This window comes from Saprospira grandis DSM 2844, assembly GCF_000275825.1.
Taxonomy (GTDB): Bacteria; Bacteroidota; Bacteroidia; order Chitinophagales; family Saprospiraceae; genus Saprospira; species Saprospira grandis_A.
This window is the reverse complement of sequence record NZ_JH719942.1, coordinates 1855013-1879449: the sequence shown is the minus strand read 5'-3', so window position 1 is coordinate 1879449 and position 24437 is coordinate 1855013. Positions and strand designations below refer to the sequence as shown.

Annotated in this window: 23 protein-coding genes and 1 pseudogene; 16 read left to right on the top strand and 8 right to left on the bottom strand. The window is 45.3% G+C overall.

The genetic code is table 11. From position 1 onward, the window contains the following. Positions 1-18 precede the first annotated feature (18 nt). The 4 genes from SAPGRDRAFT_RS08545 to SAPGRDRAFT_RS08530 all read left to right on the top strand — a co-directional run bounded on the left by SAPGRDRAFT_RS08545 (position 19) and on the right by SAPGRDRAFT_RS08530 (position 2865). Positions 19-1116, top strand: a complete 1098-nt coding sequence (locus tag SAPGRDRAFT_RS08545; protein WP_002658718.1) for a Nif3-like dinuclear metal center hexameric protein — start codon at positions 19-21, stop codon at positions 1114-1116. Positions 1117-1118: 2 nt separating this feature from the next. Continuing rightward, positions 1119-1889, top strand: a complete 771-nt coding sequence (locus SAPGRDRAFT_RS08540) for a zinc ribbon domain-containing protein (protein WP_002658716.1) — start codon at positions 1119-1121, stop codon at positions 1887-1889. A gap of 306 nt (positions 1890-2195) precedes the next feature. Then, on the top strand, positions 2196-2648 hold the full coding sequence (locus SAPGRDRAFT_RS08535) for a YbjN domain-containing protein (protein ID WP_002658714.1): 453 nt from the start codon (positions 2196-2198) through the stop codon (positions 2646-2648). Further along, positions 2635-2865 carry a hypothetical protein gene (locus SAPGRDRAFT_RS08530; protein WP_002658713.1) on the top strand — a complete coding sequence of 77 codons (231 nt, stop codon included), beginning with the start codon at positions 2635-2637 and terminating at the stop codon, positions 2863-2865. Before SAPGRDRAFT_RS08535 ends, SAPGRDRAFT_RS08530 begins: the two co-directional genes overlap by 14 nt. A gap of 71 nt (positions 2866-2936) precedes the next feature. On the opposite strand, the gene SAPGRDRAFT_RS08525 is transcribed toward SAPGRDRAFT_RS08530, so the two are convergent. The 3 genes from SAPGRDRAFT_RS08525 to SAPGRDRAFT_RS08515 are packed head-to-tail and all read right to left on the bottom strand — an operon-like array spanning position 2937 to position 4320. Further along, positions 2937-3314, bottom strand: coding sequence for a protein-export chaperone SecB (locus SAPGRDRAFT_RS08525; RefSeq protein WP_002658711.1), 378 nt, complete (start codon positions 3312-3314; stop codon positions 2937-2939). Further along, the gene (locus SAPGRDRAFT_RS08520) at positions 3311-3694 is read right to left on the bottom strand and encodes a hypothetical protein (RefSeq protein ID WP_002658709.1); all 384 of its coding nucleotides are present in this window, start codon (positions 3692-3694) and stop codon (positions 3311-3313) included. The genes SAPGRDRAFT_RS08525 and SAPGRDRAFT_RS08520 overlap by 4 nt, the downstream gene beginning before the upstream one ends. Continuing rightward, positions 3691-4320, bottom strand: coding sequence for a hypothetical protein (locus tag SAPGRDRAFT_RS08515; protein ID WP_002658707.1), 630 nt, complete (start codon positions 4318-4320; stop codon positions 3691-3693). Before SAPGRDRAFT_RS08515 ends, SAPGRDRAFT_RS08520 begins: the two co-directional genes overlap by 4 nt. A gap of 52 nt (positions 4321-4372) precedes the next feature. On the opposite strand from SAPGRDRAFT_RS08515, the gene SAPGRDRAFT_RS08510 reads away from it, so the two are divergent. From SAPGRDRAFT_RS08510 to SAPGRDRAFT_RS08465, 8 genes are all read left to right on the top strand, one after another. Next, the gene (locus SAPGRDRAFT_RS08510; RefSeq protein ID WP_002658705.1) at positions 4373-5476 is read left to right on the top strand and encodes an N-acetylmuramoyl-L-alanine amidase family protein; all 1104 of its coding nucleotides are present in this window, start codon (positions 4373-4375) and stop codon (positions 5474-5476) included. A gap of 276 nt (positions 5477-5752) precedes the next feature. After that, positions 5753-6721, top strand: a complete 969-nt coding sequence (locus SAPGRDRAFT_RS08505) for an MlaD family protein (RefSeq protein ID WP_002658704.1) — start codon at positions 5753-5755, stop codon at positions 6719-6721. Between the two features lie 4 nt (positions 6722-6725). Next, a complete protein-coding gene (locus SAPGRDRAFT_RS08500) occupies positions 6726-7793 on the top strand; it encodes an MlaD family protein (protein ID WP_002658703.1) in 1068 nt (355 codons plus the stop codon). 266 nt (positions 7794-8059) lie between these two features. Beyond that, positions 8060-10000, top strand: a complete 1941-nt coding sequence (locus SAPGRDRAFT_RS08490; protein WP_002658701.1) for an OstA-like protein — start codon at positions 8060-8062, stop codon at positions 9998-10000. Positions 10001-10436: 436 nt separating this feature from the next. After that, positions 10437-13604, top strand: coding sequence for a protein translocase subunit SecDF (secDF, locus tag SAPGRDRAFT_RS08485; protein WP_002658698.1), 3168 nt, complete (start codon positions 10437-10439; stop codon positions 13602-13604). 501 nt (positions 13605-14105) lie between these two features. Continuing rightward, complete coding sequence (gene greA, locus SAPGRDRAFT_RS08475) at positions 14106-14588, top strand: transcription elongation factor GreA (RefSeq protein ID WP_002658696.1); 483 nt, start codon at positions 14106-14108, stop codon at positions 14586-14588. Positions 14589-14872: 284 nt separating this feature from the next. Beyond that, complete coding sequence (locus SAPGRDRAFT_RS08470; RefSeq protein WP_002658695.1) at positions 14873-15727, top strand: outer membrane beta-barrel protein; 855 nt, start codon at positions 14873-14875, stop codon at positions 15725-15727. A gap of 109 nt (positions 15728-15836) precedes the next feature. After that, on the top strand, positions 15837-16652 hold the full coding sequence (locus SAPGRDRAFT_RS08465) for a 2,3,4,5-tetrahydropyridine-2,6-dicarboxylate N-succinyltransferase (RefSeq protein WP_002658693.1): 816 nt from the start codon (positions 15837-15839) through the stop codon (positions 16650-16652). A 617-nt stretch (positions 16653-17269) separates the two neighbouring features. Here SAPGRDRAFT_RS08465 and SAPGRDRAFT_RS08455 read toward each other — a convergent pair. The 3 genes from SAPGRDRAFT_RS08455 to SAPGRDRAFT_RS08445 form a co-directional block, all read right to left on the bottom strand. Next, the gene (locus SAPGRDRAFT_RS08455; RefSeq protein WP_002658691.1) at positions 17270-19072 is read right to left on the bottom strand and encodes a lytic transglycosylase domain-containing protein; all 1803 of its coding nucleotides are present in this window, start codon (positions 19070-19072) and stop codon (positions 17270-17272) included. A 262-nt stretch (positions 19073-19334) separates the two neighbouring features. Then, a complete protein-coding gene (locus SAPGRDRAFT_RS08450; RefSeq protein WP_002658690.1) occupies positions 19335-19556 on the bottom strand; it encodes a Sec-independent protein translocase subunit TatA/TatB in 222 nt (73 codons plus the stop codon). Positions 19557-19725: 169 nt separating this feature from the next. Next, on the bottom strand, positions 19726-20964 hold the full coding sequence (locus SAPGRDRAFT_RS08445; protein WP_002658687.1) for a M16 family metallopeptidase: 1239 nt from the start codon (positions 20962-20964) through the stop codon (positions 19726-19728). A 179-nt stretch (positions 20965-21143) separates the two neighbouring features. Between SAPGRDRAFT_RS08445 and SAPGRDRAFT_RS08440 the strand changes: the two genes are divergently transcribed. Together SAPGRDRAFT_RS08440 and SAPGRDRAFT_RS08430 are read left to right on the top strand one after the other, a co-directional pair. Further along, on the top strand, positions 21144-22457 hold the full coding sequence (locus SAPGRDRAFT_RS08440; RefSeq protein WP_002658685.1) for an HD domain-containing protein: 1314 nt from the start codon (positions 21144-21146) through the stop codon (positions 22455-22457). Between the two features lie 349 nt (positions 22458-22806). After that, entirely contained in the window at positions 22807-22986 is a 180-nt protein-coding gene (locus SAPGRDRAFT_RS08430; RefSeq protein WP_037349993.1) for a hypothetical protein, read from the top strand. On the opposite strand, the gene SAPGRDRAFT_RS08425 is transcribed toward SAPGRDRAFT_RS08430, so the two are convergent. Then, complete coding sequence (locus SAPGRDRAFT_RS08425; protein WP_253271293.1) at positions 22961-23530, bottom strand: transposase; 570 nt, start codon at positions 23528-23530, stop codon at positions 22961-22963. The two genes, SAPGRDRAFT_RS08430 and SAPGRDRAFT_RS08425, sit on opposite strands and share 26 nt — an antisense overlap. Positions 23531-23593: 63 nt before the next feature. Further along, positions 23594-23710, bottom strand: coding sequence for a transposase (locus SAPGRDRAFT_RS23445; protein ID WP_253271390.1), 117 nt, complete (start codon positions 23708-23710; stop codon positions 23594-23596). A gap of 207 nt (positions 23711-23917) precedes the next feature. On the opposite strand from SAPGRDRAFT_RS23445, the gene SAPGRDRAFT_RS19845 reads away from it, so the two are divergent. Both SAPGRDRAFT_RS19845 and SAPGRDRAFT_RS08415 read left to right on the top strand, forming a co-directional pair. Continuing rightward, positions 23918-24100, top strand: a complete 183-nt coding sequence (locus SAPGRDRAFT_RS19845) for an ATP-binding protein (RefSeq protein WP_051018592.1) — start codon at positions 23918-23920, stop codon at positions 24098-24100. Then, positions 24097-24437: pseudogene (locus SAPGRDRAFT_RS08415) on the top strand (SpoIIE family protein phosphatase); the annotation flags it as partial. The gene SAPGRDRAFT_RS19845 and the pseudogene SAPGRDRAFT_RS08415, both read left to right, overlap by 4 nt.

Here is a 24437-nt window from a genome sequence, read left to right as displayed (position 1 = left end):
GATGCAAAACTATCATTTATGAAAATTGCCGAAATTGTCCAATTCCTAGAAGAAGTAGCCCCGCTTTCTTATCAAGAGTCTTACGATAATGCGGGCCTTATTTTGGGCCAAAAAAACTGGGATTGTACGGGCGCTATTCTTTGCCTCGATAGCCTAGAAGAAGTAGTCGATGAGGCTATCGCCAAGGGCTGCAACCTGATTATAGCCCATCACCCCATTGTGTTTTTTGGCCTCAAAAAAATCAATGGGAAAAACTACATTGAACGCATTTTGATTAAGGCCATTAAGGCCGATATTGCTATTTATGCTTCACATACTAACTTAGATAGTGTGCTTAGACAGGGTGTAAATAGCAAAATTGCCGAAAAATTGGGCCTCCAAAATCTTCGCATTTTATCGCCCAAAAAAGGCTTGTTGCTCAAGTTGCAGACCTATGTACCCAGCCAAAATTTAGAGACGGTCCGAGAGGCGCTTTTTACTGCTGGAGCTGGCCAAATTGGAAATTATAGCGAATGCAGCTTTGAGCTAAAAGGCCAGGGCAGCTTTAAGGGCAATGCCCAGAGCCAACCGCATTTGGGCCAAAAAGAACAACGGCATTATGAAGCAGAGCATAAATTAGAAGTCATTTTGCCCAAGCAGATACAGCATAAGGTGTTGGCCGCCCTAAAGCAGGCCCACCCCTATGAAGAAGTCGCCTACGAACTGATTGCCCTAGAAAACGCCCATCAAGAAGTGGGCATTGGGCTAGTGGGAGAGCTGCCCGAGGCCCAAGATAGCCTAGCTTTTCTAAAGTCTTTGAAGCAAAAGATGGCTACCGATTGTGTAAAATATACCCATATTCATCAGCCTAAGGTCCAGCGCATTGCCATCTGTGGCGGAGCGGGCAGCTTTCTGCTAGGGGCAGCAAAAGGTGCTGGGGCAGATGTATTTGTTACGGCTGATTATAAATATCATGAGTTTTTTGATGCCGATGGCCAACTAATTATAGCCGATTTGGGCCATTATGAGTCTGAGCAGTTTACAATTGAACTGTTTTATGAGTTAATCAGCCAAAAATTTCCTAACTTTACGGTTCACAAAACGACCGTACGTACTAATCCTGTAAATTATTTATAAGCATGGCCAAGAAAAAGACTGTTAACGTCCCTGTAGAAGAAAAACTACAGTATCTATTTGAACTGCAGGAACTAGACTCTAAACTGCACGATATTGAGCGTCTGAAAGGGGAGCTCCCGATGGAGGTGAGCGAGCTAGAAGATGAAATCGTGGGCCTAGAAACTCGTGTCAATAAATTGAGCGAGGATATCAAAGCTACGGAGCTAAAAATTAGCAAGCACCAAAATACAATCAAAGAAGCCGAGGTTCTTATTGAAAAGTATGGACAGCAGCAAGAAAATGTAAACAATAACAGAGAGTATGATGCTCTTAGCCGGGAGATTGAGTTGCAGAAGTTGGACATTCAGTTGTCTAATAAGCGCATCAAGGAGGCTAAGGTCCAGCTCTCTAACCAAAAGATTACCCTAGAGGCGGCCCAAAAGCGTTTTGAATTGAAGAAAGATGCTTTGGACCGTAAGCAGGCTGAATTGGAGAAGATTATTGTAAAGACTGATAAAGAAGAAAAGACTTTGGATCGTAAGATTCAGCGGGCGCGAAAAAAGGTAGAAGAGCGTTTGCTCAAAGCCTATGACCGCATCCGTGGCGCTTATAAAAACAAATTGGCGGTAGTTACCGTAGAGCGTAATTCTTGTGGTGGTTGCTTTAATCATATTCCTCCTCAAACACAGCTCGAAATCAATCAACGTAAGCGGATTATTATCTGTGAGCACTGTGGTCGTGTGCTTGTAGACCGTGTGATGGCGGGTGTAGAAGTAGTAGAAGAGGAAAATTAGCGCTTTTGGTCCTTAACAAAAAGAGCTTGTTCAATTTGAACAAGCTCTTTTTTGCTTTTAGGGAAGGCGGCGAAGCCGCCGCAGAGGCGCGCAGCGCCTGGCTGAGGGATGGATAGCAGTGGCCGCAGGCCAGACCGAGCTTTTGAGCAAAGCGAAAAAGCGAAGGGCCGAGCAGACCTGCGAGCTGCGACACAGCCCGACCCGCCTGTAGGGCGGGGCAGCCCCAAAAAAATAAAAATCTATAGAAGAGGCATAAAAAAAGGGCTATCTTTGTGTCCCATTCATCATTGTAAAAAAATAAAGCAGATGCAAAATCTTGAAGAAGCCTATAAATTGATTGAAGGCGCTTTGGTAAAATTGGGTTTAGATCCCGAAAAATGTAAGGGTAAAGAGGCGGGGTCTTGGACCATTGCCCGCGAGCAGCAAGAAATTTGGATAGACTGCTGGGAAATTGAAGAAAATGAGCATAAGGATACTTATTTTCAGGTACTTACGCCCATTTTGCAGATTCCGGCTGAGATGACCGTACCTTTTTACCGGGAAGTTTTGGAGTTTAACTACAATATGTATGGGATGGCCTTTGGTATTTTTAAGGACCTTTTGGCCATTAAGAGCATTCGGGAACTTCGTGGTTTGGATGAAAGCGAGGTGATTGCTACGATTAGCCGGGCTTGGGTGTATGCTACCGATATTAAGCCCCAATTGATGGATAAATATTTTGATGTAAACCCAGGAGCCGCCCCCGATGAGCAAGTCTAAGTATAAAGCAGTTTGCCTAGCGGCGCTGAAAGATTTTGTAGAAGAAAAGACCAATGAGGCCAAAATGGAGCTTTATATGGCCTATGAAGAGCTAGAAGAGCCCGCTGAGCGCAATGTCCAGTTAGGGGAGGAGCTGCATGCCGTTTTGCGCCAGATTATAGAAGACAACAAGCATCCAGATGATTATTTGGATAGTTTGAAGAGTCTATTTTTTTAGTTGGTCCTTCTTACGATTATGCAAAAAGCGCGGGAGCAAATAGCTTCTGCGCTTTTTTTTGTAGATAACATCTACTGTTTAAATTCTGTAAAATTGATACTAGGTAGTAAAAGAGCTTTATAACCAGCATTCAAACTGAGTTGTCCGACAAAGGCCCTAAGAAAAGGGTAGGCAATAGCGGGCGCATTAACTCTTGGGAAATCAGATGCTTTGAATTGTTCATCAATATCCTCTTCGGTGGAAAAAATAGCCGTATAAACTATTTGTAGTTCATAGCCCTCAGGAACGAGCAAATTGAGATGAAATTGTATGTCGAAGCGTCTAGCTTGCTCGCTAGGGTAGATTTGCTTAAAGCCAAGGTTTAGTTTAGCTTCAGCTAGTTCAGTTGCTTTGGGGACATGTTTAAGATAAAACTCTGGAGCAATCGTTTTGCTTAATTTTACTTTCATGCGGCAGTCGTTAAAGAGTCTTGAGCATTAGTTTTATTATAGCTAGGATAATTGCTAGATGCTGTAGTGACCTCTGTATAGTAAATAGTTGTGCTTGCCTCTAGTGGAATAGATTCCACATCTTTGTCAATTAGGATAAAGCCCTCTTCTGCTAGGCTAGCATTAAATCTATCTGTAGGGATTTCAGCAAAGCCTTGTTTTATACTTATAGCATTTGAGTACTTTGTTGTGTTAGCTTGCTGAAGCATCTTTTCTTCTAAGGAAAGATGAATAAACTCAATACCATCTTTTTCTAAAGAGGACATGAAATTTTCCTCAGTGATATTTTCAGCCTTTATGCGCTCATCTACACAAGCAGCCCAATCAATTTTTTCATTCATAATTTATCTATATTAGGGATAGTCTTGATTAGTGTAGTGGATTTTATAAGGGCAGTATCAAAAATAACTAAAAATGTACTGTTTGGAATTCTGCAATTAAAAAACTTAATTCTTTCTAGTTTATTTTTAACATAGAAGTCCCCTGAAATTAGTGAGAAGTCAAATTTTAGATGATTCCTTCCCCAATTGATAATTGTTCCATCTTTAAACATCTCCTTTGGCTTAAAGCCTCTTTTTGCTGTAGCAAAACTTAGTTCTTGGAATCTGTCTCTAATAATATTGAAAAGAGCTATTCCATTAGGAGTATTAAGATCTAAGTAAAATCTAGGGTCCTCGTCAGGGATTTCAACTTCTACCATTAAAACAGCTCCTTCTGTATATCTATGAGACCCATTATCCCAAGCGCTTGCGATAGCCCATTCTTCTGCTCTTTCTTGAGGTTGAGGACAAGTTGCGGACTCCGTAAAAAAATAAACGCCATCTCCTAACCAATGATGATTTCCTGTACTAGACTTGAAGCCTGTTTTTATTATAGACTCTGCATCTTGTTTAGAAGTTCCATGATATACCGTAGTTGTCTTTGCTGGTATGGGCAAATTTGTGTTGAATAGAAGATAAAGATACAATTTTTTTTTCGCCTCACAAAGCTGTACTTTTACCCCTTAAAAAGAGAGACTTATGCCTTTTGCACTGCCTAATTTTGGGGGCCAACGGCCCTTATTCAGCCTATTTTTATTGTTGTTTTATTGCTTTTTGCCGCAAATTGCCCTAGAAAAAGAAGGGCTAGCAATAAAGTCGGGTCTACGGACTATTGTTATTGATGCCGGACATGGCGGTAAGGATAATGGCTCTTCTGGCGCCAAGGCCAAGGAAAAAGAAGTGGCCCTCAAAATTGCCCTCAAACTAGGGGGCTATATCAAAAAATATCTGCCCGATGTGAAGGTGGTCTATACCCGCAGCACCGACGTTTTTCTGCCCCTGCATGAACGCTCCGAAATTGCCAACCGCCTAGGGGCCGACCTCTTCATCTCGGTGCATTGCAATTCTTTGCCCAAGCACAAAAAAAATATACAAGGAACGGAGACCTTTGTCATGGGCTTGCACCGAGCCAAGGAAAATCTAGAGGTGGCCAAAAGAGAAAATCGAGTGGTTTTGCTGGAAGATAATTACCAAAAACGCTATGGTGGCTATGATCCCAACTCGCCCGAGGGACATATTATGCTCTCTATGTACCAAAATGCTTACCTCAGCCAAAGTGTGCTTCTGGCCGAAAAAATCCAGGCGCAGTTTAAGGAAAGAGTGGGCCGAAAAAGCCGAGGCGTAAAACAGGCCGGCTTTGTGGTCCTCCGAGCCAGCAATATGCCCTCGGTTTTGGTCGAAACAGGCTTTTTGAGCAATGCCACAGAAGAAAAATATCTGAATTCGGATAAAGGACAATCTTATTTGGCCTCGGCTATTTTTAGAGCCATCCGCAGCTACAAAAAAATTATAGATAAAGGCAATGGCTATCAGTCCAATAACCTGCAAATTCGGCTGCAGCTTGGCGCCTCTCCAAAACCTATTGCCCTGCATAAAGCCCCCTGGAGTAGCGTCGAAGAACTAGAAGAAGAACAAGAAGATGGCCTTTACAAATATTTAACGGGCAATTACTCCTCTATGCTCGAGGCCGTTAAGGCTCAACGCTTTTGGCGCAGCAAAGGCTTTGATGGCGCCTTTGTGGTGGCCTACAAAAATGGTAAACGCATCTCGCTGGCCGAGGCCCGAAGCCTGCTCGCCAACTAATTGCCAACTTCTCAGCTATTTAAACACAAAAACTTTTATGTACCTTTGCCTTTTCAAGTTTTGGGGCCATTGGCTAAGGACTTTCTGCTCCTTTTTTGCTGAGGGATGTTTTGGGGCGTTACTCCTTACAGTCGTCGAACTGCGGCTTGCAGCCTTGTTGTCCGCTTTCAGCGGGCGCTACGTTTACTCCCTATGGTCGTCGAACTGGCGCCCCTATAGGGGCTGGTTGTGGCCAAATGAGCCACCCAATTTTTTGGACCAATTAGATACCTTAGTTTGGAAAATAAACGAAAATATATCTGGATCGGCATTGTCGCTTTTGTGGCGATCATTAGCTTTATTGCCATTTACCAACGCCTGCGATCTGTGCCCAGTATCAATCCAGAAACCACCCTTTATGCCGACTTTGATGAGGTGGGTAGCCTAGATGTTGGCGCCTATATCTATTTGCATGGTATGGAAATGGGCTTTGTGAAAGCCATTGCTCTACGCACAGATGGCAGCGGGAAAATTCGAGTAACTTTAGGCATTTCCCCCGGAAAAAAGATTCCTGAAAATGTTATTGCCTATGCGCATGCACCTAGCCCCATTTCTAAGGATATGCTTTACCTCCGTTTGCAAAAGCCGTATAAGGAAAATTATGGACCAGAAGATTATCTCCGAGAAGGAGACCTGATTAAGGGCCGAAATAGCTCTTACCTCAGCGATATTCGAGATATGGCCGCCCCTTATCTAGACCCCGTAGATAGCCTCTTGCAAGAGTGGTTCCCCACTTCCGATAGTTTGGTCCGAGCTGTACGCAAACTACAAGCCGATTTGGCCCAGTTTAGAGCCGCTACGGCCAAGGATAAAGAATTAGAGCTAAAAGGGCAAGCCGCTATTGGCGTCCTTCTCGATTTACGAGATCTGGCCCAAAAAGTAGATGCCCAAGAGACCACAATCAACCAAAAAATTAGTGAGTATAAGGAATTAACGGATCAGCTAGTGGCCGACTCTGTTATTCAGAAGATCCCCACTATGATCCCTACAGATATTCCCCTGCCCAACCTAGATAGTATTAACGCCAAGATTATTGCTGTACAAACCCTATTGGATAAGGTCGACAATCCTGCCGACAGCAGCGGTTATGCTTGGCTATTGCATGATGCCAAATTAAAGGCCGATATCAAGACCAAAACCGCCGAGATGGCTAGGCAAGTTCAAGAAATTCGCCAACATCCAGAGCGCTATATCAAACTAAATTAAAAGCATGAAAATTTCTAACGAAGTAAAGGTAGGTATCTTAGGGACCTTCTCTATTTTCCTACTCATCTGGGGCTACAACTTCCTCAAAGGGAACAATATCCTCTCCAATGATACCGTAATTATTGGCCGCTTTACGGCTGTAGATGGTCTGGCCGTTGGGGCTCCCGTTACTGTTAATGGACTACAGGTGGGCGCAGTTACGCATATGGAACTCGACCAGAAAAACCCCAAAGAAGTATTGGTAGAAATGCACCTTTATAATGGGGTAGATGTGCCCAAAACGGTAAACCCCAAGTTGGTCACCCTCAGTATTATGAGCGGAAAGGCCGTTTCTATGGAGTTTGAAGGCAGCTGCTCTGGCGCCGATTGCCTGCAAACTGGCGATGAGGTCCGTGGAGAAGCCGGTAGCATGATTGATATGGCCCAAGAACTGATTGAGCCTTATATGGGCCGAATCGATTCTTTGACCCAAGCCTTTAAGGAGTTGGCCAAAAGTGAGGAGTCTGGCCTTAAAAAGTCTGTACATGATGTGCAAGCTAGTATCGAGAACCTCAAAGTGATTAGCCAGCTGTTGTCTGTTTTGCTAGAACGCTCTACCAATAGCTTTGTCAATACAATGAGCCATATGGAGTCTATTACAGGCAATGTAAAAGCCAACAATGATCAAATTACGGCCCTGATGAGCAATTTGGCTACGCTCTCAGATGAATTGAAATCGGCCAAATTGTCGGAGACCCTAGGCGCCACCAAAAATACCGTAGAAGAATTTGGCCAATTGGCCGAAGGCATGCAGGGCACCTTGGCCGAAACCAATAAACTCATGGCCCAATTGCAAGAGTTGACCAACTTTAAGGACCAAGAAGGCCTGCTTTCTGCCCTGATGCATGATAAGGCCCTTTTGCAAGATGTAGAAAAAGCCATTGCAGAAATGAGCCTATTGATGGAGGATATTCGCCGCCACCCCGAGCGCTACCGCACGGTCTTGAGTGGCAAATACAAACCCTACGGCATGGGCAAAGCCTATAAGAAAGAGCAAAAACTGATTGAAAAAGAGGCCAAGAAGAAGAAATAACTCTAGGTTAATGCTCTGATAAAGGTCCAGAGAAATCGGTTTTGGCCGCTCTCTGGGCCCTTTTTTTGTAAACAGCCAAGCGAAAAAAGATCTTTGGGGTTTAAAAAGAAGGTTTGGGCCAATTGGCCTAGCGATGTGCAGCAGTGGCCCTCAGGCCAGACCGAGGTGCTGCAAGCGCCGAAGGGCCGAGCAGACTTGCGAGCTGCGAAACGTAGCGCCTGCCGCAGGCAGGAGGCCCCAAAAAAATAGGATAAAAAAAGCAATCTATGCGTTATTTATTGCTCTGTTGTTTGTTGTTTTTGGGGCTAGAGAGCTATGCCCAAAGGGAGAGTACGGCCAGCGACAGTAGTCGGGTGCAATTGCTCCATAGTAATAAAGGTAGAGGGGAAAGTCGGGCAGATGGCCGTTATTTGTTTTTGGAAGGAGAGGTCCATTTTAAGCAAAAAGAGATGCACCTTTGGTGCGATACCGCCCAGCAGGCGCCCAAGGACCAAATTTTGGCCTATGGAGATGTAGAAATGCTGCAAGAAGACAGCATTCGGGCCTTTTCGGATAGTTTGCGCTATGATGGAATAAAACGAGAGGCGGAACTAAAAAATCAGGTGGTTTTGGAGGATAGCTCCATGACCTTGTTTACCGATTACCTGCATTATGATTTGGTGCAAAAGAAGGCCAGTTATCCGCAAGGGGTATTGATTGTCTCGGATTCTAGCCAGTTGCAAAGTAAGCGGGGATATTATGAGCTAGAGAGCAAAATGGCCTATTTTGTTGATTCGGTCCGCCTCAACCACCCCAAATATAAGTTGATTACCGACTCTATGGCCTTTAATACGGAGGAGGAAAAAAGCTATTTTTTGGCCCCCACTTATATGTATGATGATGAAAATTTGGTCTATTGCGAATCGGGCTATTATGATAATAAGGCCGAAAGGGCCGAACTGACCGGCTCGCCTTATTATTTGCAGCGAAAGGGCCAAAATAGCCGCCGCGCTTCTGCCGATACAATATTATATGTGGGCAGTGAGGATAGCTATTATTTGATTGGCAATGCCATTTTGGAGGAAGAAAGCCAAAAGGTATATGCCGATACCATTGTTCGGCGGGGAATGAAAGGCCGCTTTGAGTTTTTGGGCCATCCTCGCTTTGAGCGCAAGGGAAAAGAGGGAAATCAAGAAATTTTGGCTGGCGACTCTTACTATGATGAAGAAAAAGAGGCCATGGTTTTTCAAAATGGCGTAACGGCCAAGCGAGGCAGCCAAATTCTTCGCTCCGAAACCTTAGAGTATAGCGAGAGCCGCAAAGAAGCTTGGGCCAAGGGCCAAGTTATTTTGGAAGACACCCTAGAGCAAAGCCGTTTGATGGCGGGCTCGGTCTATTACAATGATTCGACGGGGCAGATGTTGGCCCAAGATCATCCGATTGCCCTGATGTTATTGGATGGAGATAGTCTTTGGATGACCGCGGACAGCTTTCGGATGGAAAAAGACAGCGCTGGGGCCTATCAATTGCAGGCTTACCATCAGGTGCAAGTCTTTAAGTCCGATATTCAGGCTTTGGGCGACTCTTTGGTCTACAATGAAGCCGACTCGCTTTTTGAGCTGCGGGGAAATCCCCGAATTTGGCTGGATTCGGTGCAGTTTACCGCCGATACTTTGCGGGGCCGTTTGGCCGATCAGTCTTTGCAAGAGCTCTTTTTGCTCCAGCATGCCTTTATGGCCTCGAGCAAAGAGGAGGTCTATTTCAATCAGATCAAGGCCAGAGATATTCGGGCGCATTTCCAAAATAATGAGTTGCAGCGAGCCGATATCCAATACAATGGCGAAATGGTGTATTATGCCCTAGATGAGCAGGGCCGCTATGCGGGCGTCAATGATATGGATTGCTCGGATATGCAGGTTCGATTTAAGGAGCGGAATGTCGATCGCATCAAGTTTATGGGCCAACCCAAGGCCGTTTTGTACCCCATGGGCCAAATTAAGCACGAAAAACTTCAGCTCAAGGGCTTCAAATGGCTAGAGGCCGAGCGCCCCAAAGACCGCTGGAGCCTGACGGGCCCTTATGCCTGGGGAATAAAAGCGGCGGCCTTGCCCGAACTTCCACCAGTACCCACTCCAAATGAAATTCCCGAAATAGAGGAGCCCAAAGAAAAGCCTAGTCTCAGCCCAGAAGAACTTTCTAATCAAAAACGCCGAGGAAGAAAGAAGTAGGGGAGGGGTTGGGGCCTCCGCTGCGGCTTTGCCTTGCGGCGCTACGCTTTGGGGCTCGCAGGTCTGCTCGGCCCTGCAGCCCTTCGGGCTTTGGTCTGGCCTGACGGCCACCCCGCCGCATCGCTAGGCCGTTTGGCCTACGGCCAGGCGCTTCGCGCCCCTTATTCCTTTAGACCATCAGGGGCTTAGTGGCCTCAGTTGTTTTTAAATGAGCAGCTTAGTTAGTAATTTGCCGAAATGCTTTTAACTTAGAATAATTTTTTTATCCCACGCAAAAAGTTCTATATTTGCAAGCCAAAATAGGCGCACTGCGCCTATATGTTTTTTTATACAAACTATATTGAGAAACTAAATCAGAGCCCCATGATAGGGCCAAATATTGGCCAGACAGACAGCTTATTTTAGTTTCTAAAACCTATTGAATTACGCTAAAACCATGCAAGGGAAAAGTTTCGTAAAGTTCTTTACGATTGCGTTAGTCCTGGTCATTTCGTACATCTTCTTTTTGATGATTCCGACCAGTGGTATCGAGCGCAGTGCAAGCGAATTTGCTAAAGCGGCAACGGATAGCATTCAGGACCAAGAACTTAAGGCTGTACAATACGATATGGCCCAACAGTACTTCCTAGATTCTATTTCTGAAGAGCCCATTTTGAATCTAGGGTTCAAATCATACTCTTATCAGGAGCTCAAGCGCAGCCAGTTGGCTTTGGGTTTGGACTTGAAAGGCGGTATGAGTGTTGTCCTTCAAGTAGATTTGCAAGAGTTGATTAAGACCTTGGCCAACAAAACTTCTGATGAGAACTTTCAGAAGGCATTGGCCAATGCCAAAGCTGCACAGTCTACCGCTCAGGTAGATTTTGTAACCTTGTTTGGTCAAGAATATGCCAAAGTGAGCGACAAGCCTTTGGCTCGCTTCTTTGGAACTACCGAAAAACTGGAGGGCATCAATATTAACTCAACGAATGAGGAAGTATTGACGGCTATTCGTTTGGAGGCTTCTAAAACGGTAGAGCGCACCTTCAATCTATTGAAGCAGCGTATTGATAAATTTGGTGTGGCCCAACCTGTGGTTTCACTAGATAAGTCTACTGACCGGATTACGGTTGAATTGCCTGGTGTGCGTAGTCCTAAGCGGGCTCGTGAGTTCTTGCAAGCTACGGCTAGCCTAGAGTTCTGGGAAATGTACACTGCTGTTGAGCTTTTGGGCCAACAAACTGCTGGTCCTTTGGTCAACCTCAATGAGGCTCTAAAAGGCAGTAAATATGATAAGAGCGAAGCTGCTGTAGGTACAGCTGCTCCTCAGCCTGATTCTGCAGCCTTGGCTTATATTGAAGAAGTAAAGGCCGACAGTAGCCTCGACGAGGCGGTTAAGCAGGCTAAAATTGACTCTGTCAATGCTAGCTTTGCAGCTACTTCCGTAACAGATTCTACCAATCCTGGTCCTTTGTTTAAGGTGATGGGCTTTGCTCCTCCTCAGACAGAAAAAGACCCTTATGTAGGTTATACGCAAGTAAAAGATACTGCAGAAGTGATGGACATGCTCCGTTCTGCAGAAGCGCAGCGCATCTTGCCTAAAGATATTCGTTTTGCTTGGGATTCTAAAGTACAGAAATCAGAAGATGGTGGCCGTTTGGTTCAGCTGTTTGCCTTGCGCACTCGTGGCCAAGATGAGGCAACACTATCAGGAGAGCGGGTGGTTTCTTCTCGTGCTACTAAGAATCCTTCAGGAGCAGGTTATGCTGTTTCTCTAGACATGGACAATGAAGGGGCGCGTAAGTGGAAGAAAATGACGGAAGAAAACGTTGGCTTCTGCGTATCGGTAACCCTAGATAACAAAGTATATTCTTACCCTCGTGTAAATGAGGCTATCCCTAATGGTAGCACAAGTATCTCTGGAGATTTCTCGGCTACAGATGCTAGTGACTTGGCCAATATTCTAAGTATTGGTAAGTTGCCTGCTACACCTGAAATTATTGAAGAAGCCATTGTTGGTCCTAGCTTAGGAGAGGCTACGGTAAATGCAGGTCTTTTTGCCCTAGTGATTGGTTTTGTATTGGTGCTTATCTTTATGCTCCTTTACTATGCTAAGGCGGGTATTCTAGCTGTATTGGCCCTCTTCCTCAACATCTTCTTTATCTTGGGTTGTTTGGCCTCTTTTGGTACGGTACTGACACTACCTGGTATTGCTGGTATTGTATTGACCATTGGTATGGCTGTAGATGCCAACGTAATTATCTTTGAGCGTATTCGAGAAGAATTGCGAGCTGGGCAGCACTGGAAAGAAGCGGTCCTTTCAGGTTTCCAACACTCTTATTCGGCTATTATTGATGCCAACGTTACTTCATTTGTTACGGCCCTTATCCTCTTCCAATATGGTTTAGGTCCAATCAAAGGTTTTGCTACGGTATTGATGATTGGTGTAGCTTGTTCGGTATTTACTGCGGTATTGTTTGGCCGCTTGTTGTTTGACCGTTATTTGGTCAATAATAAAGAGGTGTCTATTTGGACCGGAAGCACCAAGAATGTTTTGGCCAATGTAAGCTTTGACTTTATTGGCAAGCGCAAGATTGCCTATGCTGTTTCTGGCCTTTTGTTGATTGCTGGTATTGCTTCTATGGCTACTCAAGGTTTTGAGTTGGGCGTAGACTTTCAGGGGGGGCGCTCTTATACGGTAGAGTTTCCTCAGCAAGTAGAGGTGCCTCAATTGAAAGAGGAGCTCGTAAAGGCTTTTGATGGCTATGATAAGAATGTAGTAAAGACCTTTAACCAAGGCAACCAAGTAAAAATTACTACTTCTTTCATGCAAGAAAAAGAAGGGCGAGAAGCAGATGCTGAGGTATTGACTAAGCTTCACCAAGCTTGTAAAGCTTATTCTTCTGCCGATGTAGCCTATGAGGCCTTTGCAGCAGGTAAAGCGCCTAATGTAACAGAAGCTGGCTTGTACTTGACGGCCTCTTCTAAAGTAGGTCCAACCATTGCAGATGATATTCGTCAGTCTGCTTTCTGGGCGTCATTGCTTTCATTGCTCTTTATCTTTAGTTACATCTTTATCCGCTTCCGCAGATGGCAGTTCTCTGTAGGTGCTATTGCGGCCCTATTCCATGATGTACTTTTGGTCTTGGGGATCTTCTCTTTGTTCAAAGGTATTATGCCTTTCTCTATGGAGATTGACCAAGCCTTTATTGCCGCTATTTTGACCATCATCGGTTACTCGATCAACGATACAGTAATTGTATTTGACCGTATTCGGGAAACTGCAACCAATGAAGGAGAAAGCAAAGGCATTAAGGATATTGTTAACCAAGCAATTCAGAGTACAGTAAGCCGTACTTCAATTACCTCATTGACTACATTCTTTGTAGTGGCCATCTTGTTCTTCTTTGGTGGCGATGGCATTAGTGGTTTTGCTTTTGCCTTGTTGATTGGTGTAATTGTGGGTACTTACTCTTCTATGTTTATTGCTTCTCCAATTGTAGTAGATACAACTAAAGATGCTAGCGCATTGAAATATACTGAGTACGTTTCTGATTATGCTGAAGGCGCAGAAGATGTTGAAAGCAGCACAGGTGACGAACTAGAAAACGAAGAAGAAAAAGCTTAAGCTTTTAACTTATATAGTTTGTAAAAAGTCTCTAGGCCATTTTGGCTTAGGGGCTTTTTCTTTTGGACTGTACAGGCCCGTCAGGGCCGCAGGCCTAGCGATGTGGAGGGGTGGCCCGAAGGGCCAGACCAAAGCCGCCAAAGGCGGCTGAAGGGCCGAGCAGACTTGCGAGCCCCGCAACGTAGCGCCGAGGAGCGCAGCGAGGCGGAGGCCCCAAAGCATCAAGTTTTGAAAGAATCTAACTCCCTTATAGTGGAGAAGGACTAAGGCTTTAAAAACTTGCAAGAGCAAAATAAAACTGCTATATTTGTTAGCAGACAACAGTAGGAACGGTTAACTCAATGGAGTTAGGCGTTCTTTACTTATTTTATGTAGGGCAAAACTACATACTTATAGGAGGGGCCGTTTCTTAATCTAGAGGAACGTCCTTTATTTTTCTGTCAAAAACAAACGGAATTTACTGCTTGGCCCAATAGCCGAACAGCTAAAAATTGAAAAAATATGTCTAAGCAAATTTCTTATATGACCCGCCAGGGCTATAATAAGCTGAAAAAAGAGTTGGAAGAACTCAAAACCGTAGAGCGCCAAAAGGTGGCACAGCAAATTGCTGAGGCTCGTGAAAAGGGAGACCTTTCTGAAAATGCCGAATATGATGCAGCCAAGGAAGCCCAAGGCTTGCTAGAGCTCAAAATTAACCAAATGGAGGCCGTTATGGCTAGTGCCCGCATTGTAGATGGTGCCGATTTGGATGCCTCTAAGGTGGTGGTGCTTTCTACCGTGAAAATGAAAAACCTCAAGACCAAAAAGACCATGAGCTATACTTTGGTCTCTGAGTCAGAAGCCGACCTTAAAGCCAAGAAAATATCTGTCAATTCTCCTATCGGTAAGGGCCTTTTGGGTAAGGCTGTAGGAGAAACCGCCGATATTCAAACTCCTGGCGGCGTGATGCAGGTAGAAATCTTGGATATCAAGATCGAACTCTAACCACCTACTTATTAAAGCTGAAAAGCCGTTTGGATTATTCCAAACGGCTTTTTTTGGCCTAAGACCAATTGAAATTCTAAAATAAAGTTATACGCAGCATAAAAAAGTGTAAACTATTTTAGCAATTTAGTCGCTAAGCACTTATATTTGGATGAAATACAGAATCTCTCGGGCTTATTAACTATGGGCACAGCAGAGATGCAAAGCGGACGACTTAACTGCTATCAGCTTATAGACTTCAAGTACTTTGGGGTCTTTTTCAAACAATCTAAACTGATTTTATTATGATGAAGCGTACTACACTTTTTAGCTTCTTGAGCTTGTTTTTGCTCGCAGGATTTGGCCTTAAGGCACAAACTGGTCCCTATGCTCGCTTGGGCATAGGCTATGGTATGGGAGCAACTACAGACCAATTGGGTACTACTTATGTAGAAGATGCTAATGGTGATTTTACAGAAGAAAATATTTATGGCAGCTATGGTGGCGGCTTTGATGTTAATCTAGATCTAGGCTATAACTTTAGCCAAAATTTTGGCTTTGGTCTAGGGGTAGATTATCTATTTGGAAGCACGGTAACCAGAGATGAGTCTACTAGCCCTTCGCAAACTTCAATGACTGAAGTTTATACCCGCCAATTGCGCCTGTCTCCCAACTTTACTGTTCGTGGAAGCAATGAGGGAATGGTACAACCTTATGGTGGTTTAGGCCTTGTTATTCCTGTTACAGGGACTACATACTCGAATAAAGAAAAGGTGTATACCGGAATCAATGGTACAGCTACCCAAAAAGTAGAGTCTAAAGGACAGTTTACCCTAGGTTATGAGGCTTTTGCTGGTGTTTACTTTAAGGTACCCAACGATAAAGTGCGCATTTTTGCCGAACTCCGCTATACAGGCCTTCGTATTCGGGCTAAAGAGGCAGAGATCGTTGAGGTAATGGACTTGGACCCTACAGGGGCCTCAACAAGCATTGTCGATTATATTGAGTTGGGAGCTTTCACAGATACAAATATCGAATTTGTTGATGAAATCAACCAAGATACAGATACTGATGTTCAACAACTTCGAACATCTACCAACTTTAGCAGCTTTGGAATCCAAGTTGGAGTAGCCATGAGCTTTGGTGGCGATGAGGAGTAATCTTCAATAGCCTAAATTTAAAAATAGATGCCTTCTTCCAAGGGCATCTATTTTTTTTTGCCTTAGACTTCCCTATTTTAGCCATCATTATTACAATCAACTATAAGTTATGAAAGTATTTCAAGAGGCCATTGAGGCCGCCTGGGACAATAGAGCGCTGCTCAAAGAAGCCAAAACACAAGAACTCATCCGTGAGGTGATTGACCTACTCGATAAGGGCGTTGTGCGCGTAGCTGAACCTACTGCAGATGGCTGGACCGTCAATACTTGGGTGAAAAAAGCCGTGGTCCTTTATTTCCCTATCCAAAAAATGGAGACGATTGAAGTTCCTCCTTTCGAGTTTCATGATAAAATTCCACTCAAAACCAATTATGCCGAGCTGGGCGTTCGGGTGGTTCCTCATGCTATTGCCCGCCATGGCGCTTTTTTGGCCCCTTCGGTCATTATGATGCCCAGCTATGTCAATATTGGCGCTTATGTAGATGCCGGCAGCATGGTTGATACTTGGGCTACGGTGGGCTCTTGTGCTCAAATTGGCAAGCATGTACATCTTAGCGGTGGCGTGGGCATTGGCGGCGTGCTAGAGCCCCTACAAGCGGCACCCGTGATTATTGAGGACAATTGCTTTATTGGCTCTCGTTCTATTGTGGTAGAAGGGGTACACATTGAAGAAGAAGCCGTTTTGGGCGCCAATGTGGTCATTACGCAATCCACAAAAATTATTGATGTTTCTGGTCCAGAACCGATCACTTATAAGGGCCGAGTGCCTGCCCGCTCTGTCGTGATTCCCGGTAGCTATACCAAGGAGTTTCCCGCAGGCAGCTATCAGGTGCCTTGCGCCCTCATTATTGGCAAGCGCAAAGAGAGCACCGACAAAAAGACCTCTCTCAATGATGCTCTTCGGGAGCATAATGTAGCGGTTTAGTTCTTTTTTTTGGGGCCTGCCGCCTTTGGCGGCCGGGCCCCTGCAAGGCTCGCAGGTCTGCTCGGCCCTACGCGGGCTTCGCCCGCTGGGTCTGGCCTGCGGCCACCTTTTCGGGCCCCTAGGCCTGCGGCCCTTCGGGCCTGTAGGACGCCAAAGCGGTATTCCTCGCTGCGCTCCTCATTCGCTAAAATAACCCGCCCACCCACCCCTCTTCGGGATTCCTTAGGGGAATCCCTTGGGGCGGCTGGGCCAAAGAAAAAACGCCAGAGATCTACATCTCTGGCGTTTCTATTTACATTCCTACAGGCCCTTTAGGGCCGCAGGCCAAAGCCAAATAGAAGCCCTCTCACTTCTATCCTTTGATTTAAATCCCGGCTATTCTGCTTTATTTTTCTCCGCCATAGCTAGGGCTATGCCTTTAAAAAATGCCTTGACTAGCCTGAATTTTTTATCCAAGGATGGCCAAAGCAGAGGGCTTCTATTTGGCCTAGCGATGCGGCGGGGTGGCCGTCAGGCCAGACCAAAGCCCGAAGGGCAGCAGGGCCGAGCAGACTTGCGAGCCCCAAAGCGTAGCGCCGACGACCGAAGGGAGGCGGAGGCCCCAAAAAATCATGGACCTACTCTTGCTCCATCACGGCCTGAGGAACAGAAGCTGCAGTACGAGCGCGCAACACTCTGGCGCGGCTACGGCTTTGGTCCAAAATATCATTGGTACTTTGTAGCTCTACCTCATTCCATTTGCCATTGCTTCCCTTGGCTGTTGCCTCAGGCGTTTTAGGCAGCTCTTCCTTGGGCGTAGAGATCTCTTCTTTAGCCACTTTAATAGCTGGCTGGGCCGTAATAGGCGCCGAGCTAGCCGTTGTTTTTTCATCATTTAGTGGCTCGGTAGAAGCAGCGCCCACAAAACCATAACTTCTGAGGCGGCGGCCACGGCTGCGGTCCTGCAAAGCGGGACGCTCAATAGCTTGGCGGCGTTGTTCTACCGCTACCTTTTGCTCGGCCTGAGGTTGCGCTCTAATTGTTTCTTCTTCTAGCAAAACGGTTTTGCCATCAATGTTTGTATAACGGCGACGGGCCGCTACAGCTCCTGCCTGAGGCACCTTAGCCGCCGCTTCCGTCTGCTCATTGGTACCCAAATAAACCGAAGAGGTTTTGGCCTCTTGCTTTTCATTGAGCCCCACCACCTTTAGGGCGGCAATAGAAATACCTGAAATTTGCTTTTTGCTACGGGCCAACAACTCTGCATTTACCCGATGCTCTCTCAAGCCAATCAAATCGCCAGCATAAGGCTGATAATCGGCAGGCAATTCGTTCCAAAACAAAATATCTTCAACAGAGCAGCGGTAGGCCTTGGCCAAACGCTTAAGGTCCTGTGGCGACTGAATGCGACGAACGGCTCTTAAGGGATTTTCTTTCTGCATCTCTACAATGCGGTTAAAAGCCCGAGTATACGCTCTTTCTTGGGCCACAATACGAGCGGGAAGGAGCAAAATCTGCGCATCCTTATCCTTGGGCACATAGTTGCGGCGATAAGAAGGATTGAGCAACTTTAAGGTATCTAGACTAATGTCTAACTCCTTGGCCAATTTGCGCAAAGATTGCCCGCCCTCAATATGCAAACTATCGGTAAGCACCAAATCCTGAGAAAGCTGCTGCGGAATCAACTGATGCTCCTGATAATACTCGCCAACATAAACCATGGCCATAAAGAAAGGCACATAGCGCTGGGTCTCTCTAGGCAAATACTTACGTGCGGCCCAGAACGTCTTGCTGCCCGCTCGCTTAACCGCTCGGTCTACTCGGACCGGACCACAGTTGTAGGCCGCCATGGCCAAGGCCCAATCGCCATAGCGATTATACAAACGACGAAGCAATTTTGCCGCCGCCTCCGAGGCCTTATGCGTGTCGCTGCGCTCATCTACATAGGTATTGATGCGCAAATCGAAAATGCGACCCGAGCTAGGAATAAACTGCCAAAGCCCCACCGCACTAGCTATCGAACGAGCTGTGGGATTAAGGTGCGACTCGACAATGGCCAAGTATTTTAGGTGATGAGGGACATCATGGGCAGCCAAATGCTCCTCAAAAATAGGAAAGTACATTTTACTGCGACCCAAAATGGCCTCCGTGCTGCTGCGGTATTTTCCCGTGCGAATCAAAATCCGCTCCTTGGTCAAAGGATCCAAACGGTAGTCAATCGCTCCAGAAAGCGCCTTGAGCCGATCCTTGTATTCTGTATCCGAAAACTCCGGAAAATCATTGAGCAAATTGGTCATCAAGCGGCTCAAACTATCCACAAAGGGAGCGTCCTCTTGAAAACTATTGGGAATGAGGTCCTTGTCTGGCGAAGCCTGCAATTGCCCTTGTCCAAAGGTGAACAAAACGGCAAAAATAAATAGGCGGTAGAAAGTCCGTCTCATAAGATCTTAAATTGATATCGAACAAAAACTTGCAAAAAGAGCAAAAGTCCTAGGCAAGCCCTAGTGAAAATTCACTAAATCGTTTGAAAATGGGGAAGGGTGACCAAAACATGTCTAATTTATCATTTTTTTTGAAAAATTAGCTGCAATAGCTTGATTTTAAGCCCAAAAGCCCCTAGCATAAATAGGAAATGGTAACTTTCACAACAATTTGTTGCAAAAGTTACCATTTTAAATCTAAAGAGTAAGGCAAAAAATCGGCTTAAGATTTTTCATACTCCTTCTTACTCTCCTTGGGTTCTTCGTTAATTCCAGCTTCGAGCTCTTTGGATACTTTGTTTTTAGCATCGTTGAACTCGCGGATGCCACTCCCCAACCCACGCATGAGTTCAGGAATTTTTTTACCGCCGAAAAGAAGAAGAATGGCCACTAAAACGATGATCATTTCTGGACCGAAGAAGCTCAATAATAATATAGCGTTCATAAAGCAATGATGATTTATATGCACTTAGATAGTGAATGCCGCCTTAGGTGGAATATATCCCCCCAAAGTTCTTTGGCTTTCAATACCCTGCAAAGGTACAGTATTTTTTTTGATTGAAAGAATTTCCCCCCTCGGGCTTCCCTTTTCGCTATGTTAAAGCGATAGCCGCCTAAGCCTTAGGCAAGTAGTAGAGCACCGAGGCCTTCTCTTGCTGAAAGAGGAATTGGGCCTGCAACTCTAGCTGTTTGGCCGTGATTTGCTGATAATAATCGGCCTCTTCATTGATTAACTGCGCCTGCCCCAGTAATTCATAATAGCCCAAACTCAAAGCTTTCTGAAATGGCAGAATCTCCCCAAATAAGAGGTTGTGCTCGGTGTTGTTTTGCAACTTCTGTAGCTGCTCCTCACTAATGGGCTGGGCCTTAAATTCCTCCAATGCCGCCCAAACAGCCTGCTCAGCCTGCTCAATAGCTACCCCTTCTTGCAATTTTCCCTCTATCACAAATAACCCAGCCTCTACCGTGCCCGTAATGTATACATCCAGTTCGCTAAAGAGCTTTTGCTGCTTGACCAATTGCCGAACCAGCAATGAAGAATCACTCAAACCCAATATATCCGATAATAGGTCTTCTAAATAATAGGCGGTTTCTAAACGAGCCGCCGCCGGAAAAGCCATGTATAGGGCCGCATCGGTCACATTGGCCCGATGTACTTTTTTGCGCCCTACTAGCTGCGGCGGCTCGGCCGCATAGGCTGGCCGCTTGACCGCCCCCCTCGGAATATGCCCAAACCAATGTTCTACCCGCTCCAGTACTTCTTCAGCCTTGATGTTGCCCGAAATCGATAAAACAGCATTGTTGGGACAATAGTAGTTTTCATAAAATTCACGCACTTCTTCTAAGGAAGCCGCCTCAATATGCTCAAAGTTTTCTCCAATTACTGGCCGCTTATACGGATGCTCCTTAAAGGCCAAATCACCCAAAATATGCCACAAATCCCCATAGGGTTCCTCCATGCAACTTTCCTTAAATTCTTCCACCACCACCCGCTTTTCCTTTTGCAAGGGCTGCGGCTCTATACAAAGGTTTTGCATGCGGTCTGCCTCCAACCAAAGCCCCAAATCTAAGTTCTGATAAGGCAAAATGTCATAAAAAACAGTCATGTCTTGGTTGGTGAAAGCGTTGTTTTCGCCCCCAGCCAATTGTATTAATTGATCAAAGTTGGGCGCATGCAGAGAACCCGCAAACATCAAATGCTCAAATAAATGCGCAAAGCCACTACGACCCGGCAATTCATCCTTGCTCCCCACTTCATAGTTCATACAAAGCGTGAGCATGGGGCTGCTAGGGTCTTCCTGCAAGAGTACACGCAAACCATTTGCTAGCTGATATCTTTTATAATTAATCATTTCTTTTTTTGTTTTTGGGGCCTCCCGCCTTCGGCGGGCGCTACGCTTTGGGGCTCGCAGGTCTGCTCGGCCCTTCGTTTTTTTCGCTGCGCTCAAAAAACTTGGTCTGGCCTTCGGCCACCCCGCCGCATCGCTAGGCCATAGGGCCGCCCAACATTAATTGTTTAAACAACTCGCCTATGCTCTTGTTTAGGCTGGGCCAATATAAGACAAGAAAAGCAGCAAACTTTGATTATCTTACTCTATCTAAGGTAAGACTAAATTATGAACTAATGACCAATAAAGCCTACCCCAAGTTATTTAATGACCCCATTTATGGATTAATTGAGCTGCCTAAAGGCCTGTTGCTGGAGCTCGTCGAGCATCCCTTTTATCAACGCCTGCGCCGCATCGGACAGTTGGGCTGGGCGCATTATGTTTACCCCGGCGCCACCCACAGCCGATTTAGCCACTGCCTAGGGGCCTATTATTTGATGCGAAAAGCCCTAGGCCATTTGCAGCGCAAGGGCATAGCACTTTCTGAGGCCGAAATTGAGGCCTGCTCAGCCGCTATTTTATTGCACGATTTGGGCCATGGCCCTTTTTCTCATAGCCTAGAGTACGAACTGCTCGATATTGCCCATGAAGAGATTTCGCTGGCCCTTATGCAAGCACTAAATGAGCAGATGCAGGGCCGCCTAGACTTGGCCATCGCCATTTTTAAGGGAGAATATAAACGCCCATTTTTACAGCAGTTGGTTAGTGGCCAATTAGATATGGACCGCATGGATTATCTCAATCGAGATAGCTTTTATACGGGCGTAGCCGATGGTATTGTGAGCTATGACCGCCTCTGCCAATTGCTAACCGTAGCCGATGAACAACTGGTTTTAGAACAAAAGGCCATTTATTCTATTGAACGCTTTTTGATGGCCCGCCGACTGATGTACTGGCAGGTCTATTTGCACAAAAATAGTATCTCTACTAGCCAACAATGCCTAAAGATGATGCAGCGAGCAAGACAGCTCAAACAGCAGGGCAAAAATTGGCCAATTTCTTCGGCTCTGGCTTTTTTCTTGGACCATAAATATACTAAGGCGGAGTTTTGGGCCAATCCCAAACCCATCTTGGCCCAATTCAATCAGTTAGATGATAGCGATATCTATCAGGCGATTAAGTGTTTTGCCCAAGATGATGATTTTGTGCTCTCTTTTTTGGCCCAAGGCCTGCTCCATCGGCAGTTGTTTAAAATTGAGCTGCAAGACCAAGCTTTTGCCCCAGCTCAACTGGCCCAAATAGGAGAGGAGCTGCTTCAAAAATACCCCATAACAGAAGAAGAACTCCCCTTTTTATTATATCAGGGCCAACAAGAATTACAGGCCTATACGGCCAAGCAAAAAGCCATTTTGGTCCAAAATAAAGCCAAGCAATTGTTGCCGCTTTCGGCTTGGCCAGAACTAGAACTGCCCACCAAAGTCTTGCGGAAATATTACCTCTCTTATCCTAAGCGCTAGCTCTATAGCTTAGCCTTTGTTAATGAAGCCTAGAGCAGGGCGAGAACTATCGGCCTAGCGATGCGGCGGGGTGGCCCAAAGGGCCAGACCCAGGCGGCAAAGCCGCCGAAGGGCCGAGCAGACTTGCGAGCCCCAAAGCGTAGCGCCGCAAGGCGAAGCCGCAGCGGAGGCCCCAAAACCTTATTATTATAAAATTTTTTATATTTAAGAGCTGAAGGTCGAATAAGTGGCGGAAAAAGCGGCGCTTGTATTTTTTTTGGGCCAAAATCATTTTAAATTGTAGAGCCTTAACAGTTTTCTTATTTTTGTAGACTGTAAACGCATTTAAAATCTAAGCGAGCGCTACTATATGAAATCTTTATACCTCAACTTTTTGTGGGCTGCCCTGCTAGCCTTTCCGCAGTTTTTATTGGCCCAAGACTATCCGCCCGATGCCGAACCGGGGAAATGCTACGCCAAATGTTTGATCCCCGATGAGTATGAAAATATTACAGAGAGTTTGTTTAAAAATTTCGTTTTAGGAAAATAAGTATAAAGGCTAAATAGTGTAGACTCGCCCAGTTGTCGGCTTTTCTTTCAAAACGAATGAGTAAAATTTTGAATGCGTCAATCCATGCGTTAGTTCGCTCAACAGAAAAGCGTTCTTTGTAAAGTTCCTCATCTATAATATCTTGATAATAAGCTTTTTTTCTATTTCTTTTGTTGTGGTCAATATTAGGGATAATGCCCATTTTTTGGCAGTTTTCTCTAAGTTTTTTGCTATCAAACCCTGCATCAGCATTCATAAATAAACCATCAGGAGAGATGTCTGAAAGCTGCAGATCGGCAAGCATTTTTTGGAAATGACTCTCGATTTCAAACAAATCATTATGGTTTCCCGCAAAAGGCGGAGACATAGCGATTGGCAGCCCATTTTTATCTGTGAGAAAGAGAGCATTTGTGGTTTTGGACTTTTTTCGGCCCTGATAACCCACAGCTTCGCCCCCTCTTTTCGCTGGGGTATGACTTCCGTCAAGCTGTATACTAGATAAATCTAAACAAGATTTTTCATGGGCTAGAAATTGGATCCACACTTTTTTGCCAAATACCAGACTCGGACCAGCTATTGAAGTAGTAATATACTGTTTGCCAGCAAATTAGAACTTCGTCAAAAAAGATTGTATCGGTAATTCTCTCCACTGACAACCTGTTTTAAGCCTATAAATTATCGCTTTAACAATTTGCCACAGAGGCGCTTTGGTTTTTCGAGCCAATTTTTTTTCGGGAAAAAATGCTAATATTTTTCCGTAATAAATTCTTTTGATAAATTCACAACCATGTTGCAAAGCCTTTTTTTGTTTTTGTCGTAATCAACAATAATAAGCGCTTTGCAGCATTTTTTTTTGCCTTAGTCTAGCTGCTGACTAAAAAATTTAAACAAGCTCATAGAAAAGTTAACTTACCCCCGCTTAGGCGTTAGAGTGGTCGCCATCGATCAAGGACCAGGAATTGAAGATATTGAAACCGCTCTGCAAGATAGTTTTAGTACCTCCGGAACCCTAGGCCTTGGCCTTCCTGGCGTTCGCCGAATGATGGATGAATTTAACATCAAAAGCGAGTTCGGTAAGGGAACCGAGGTGAGTATCGTAATTTATAAATCATGAGTTGGGTCAGACGATATGAGGACGAATATTTCCAGTTGCACTATTCTTGGCGAAATTGCCGAGGAGAGCAGTGCTGTGGAGATGCAGTACTGCTCCACAGAGAAGAAAATTCTATCTTCCTAGCCCTAATCGATAGCCTCGGCCATGGCCCAAAAGCCGCAGAAATGTCAGATAAGCTAAAAGCCTATCTGAAAAAATATCACTATCTTCCGCTAGACGAATTGCTCCAAAAAGCACATCGCCACTTTGAAGCAAGCCGAGGCGCAGCCCTAGCCGTTTGCCGCCTGCATGAAGATGGCCGCTTAGAGTATATCGGACTGGGCAATGTCGTGGTCCG

Excerpts from the sequence above, each read along its gene's own strand:
- SAPGRDRAFT_RS08545 (WP_002658718.1), top strand. The coding sequence starts at position 19 with ATGAAAATTGCCGAAATTGTCCAATTCCTAGAAGAAGTAGCCCCGCTT.
- SAPGRDRAFT_RS08540 (WP_002658716.1), top strand. The coding sequence starts at position 1,119 with ATGGCCAAGAAAAAGACTGTTAACGTCCCTGTAGAAGAAAAACTACAG.
- SAPGRDRAFT_RS08535 (WP_002658714.1), top strand. The coding sequence starts at position 2,196 with ATGCAAAATCTTGAAGAAGCCTATAAATTGATTGAAGGCGCTTTGGTA.
- SAPGRDRAFT_RS08530 (WP_002658713.1), top strand. The coding sequence starts at position 2,635 with ATGAGCAAGTCTAAGTATAAAGCAGTTTGCCTAGCGGCGCTGAAAGAT.
- SAPGRDRAFT_RS08525 (WP_002658711.1), bottom strand. The coding sequence starts at position 3,314 with ATGAAAGTAAAATTAAGCAAAACGATTGCTCCAGAGTTTTATCTTAAA.
- SAPGRDRAFT_RS08520 (WP_002658709.1), bottom strand. The coding sequence starts at position 3,694 with ATGAATGAAAAAATTGATTGGGCTGCTTGTGTAGATGAGCGCATAAAG.
- SAPGRDRAFT_RS08510 (WP_002658705.1), top strand. The coding sequence starts at position 4,373 with ATGCCTTTTGCACTGCCTAATTTTGGGGGCCAACGGCCCTTATTCAGC.
- SAPGRDRAFT_RS08500 (WP_002658703.1), top strand. The coding sequence starts at position 6,726 with ATGAAAATTTCTAACGAAGTAAAGGTAGGTATCTTAGGGACCTTCTCT.
- SAPGRDRAFT_RS08490 (WP_002658701.1), top strand. The coding sequence starts at position 8,060 with ATGCGTTATTTATTGCTCTGTTGTTTGTTGTTTTTGGGGCTAGAGAGC.
- secDF (WP_002658698.1), top strand. The coding sequence starts at position 10,437 with ATGCAAGGGAAAAGTTTCGTAAAGTTCTTTACGATTGCGTTAGTCCTG.
- greA (WP_002658696.1), top strand. The coding sequence starts at position 14,106 with ATGTCTAAGCAAATTTCTTATATGACCCGCCAGGGCTATAATAAGCTG.
- SAPGRDRAFT_RS08470 (WP_002658695.1), top strand. The coding sequence starts at position 14,873 with ATGATGAAGCGTACTACACTTTTTAGCTTCTTGAGCTTGTTTTTGCTC.
- SAPGRDRAFT_RS08465 (WP_002658693.1), top strand. The coding sequence starts at position 15,837 with ATGAAAGTATTTCAAGAGGCCATTGAGGCCGCCTGGGACAATAGAGCG.
- SAPGRDRAFT_RS08455 (WP_002658691.1), bottom strand. The coding sequence starts at position 19,072 with ATGAGACGGACTTTCTACCGCCTATTTATTTTTGCCGTTTTGTTCACC.
- SAPGRDRAFT_RS08450 (WP_002658690.1), bottom strand. The coding sequence starts at position 19,556 with ATGAACGCTATATTATTATTGAGCTTCTTCGGTCCAGAAATGATCATC.
- SAPGRDRAFT_RS08445 (WP_002658687.1), bottom strand. The coding sequence starts at position 20,964 with ATGATTAATTATAAAAGATATCAGCTAGCAAATGGTTTGCGTGTACTC.
- SAPGRDRAFT_RS08440 (WP_002658685.1), top strand. The coding sequence starts at position 21,144 with ATGCTCTTGTTTAGGCTGGGCCAATATAAGACAAGAAAAGCAGCAAAC.
- SAPGRDRAFT_RS08430 (WP_037349993.1), top strand. The coding sequence starts at position 22,807 with ATGAAATCTTTATACCTCAACTTTTTGTGGGCTGCCCTGCTAGCCTTT.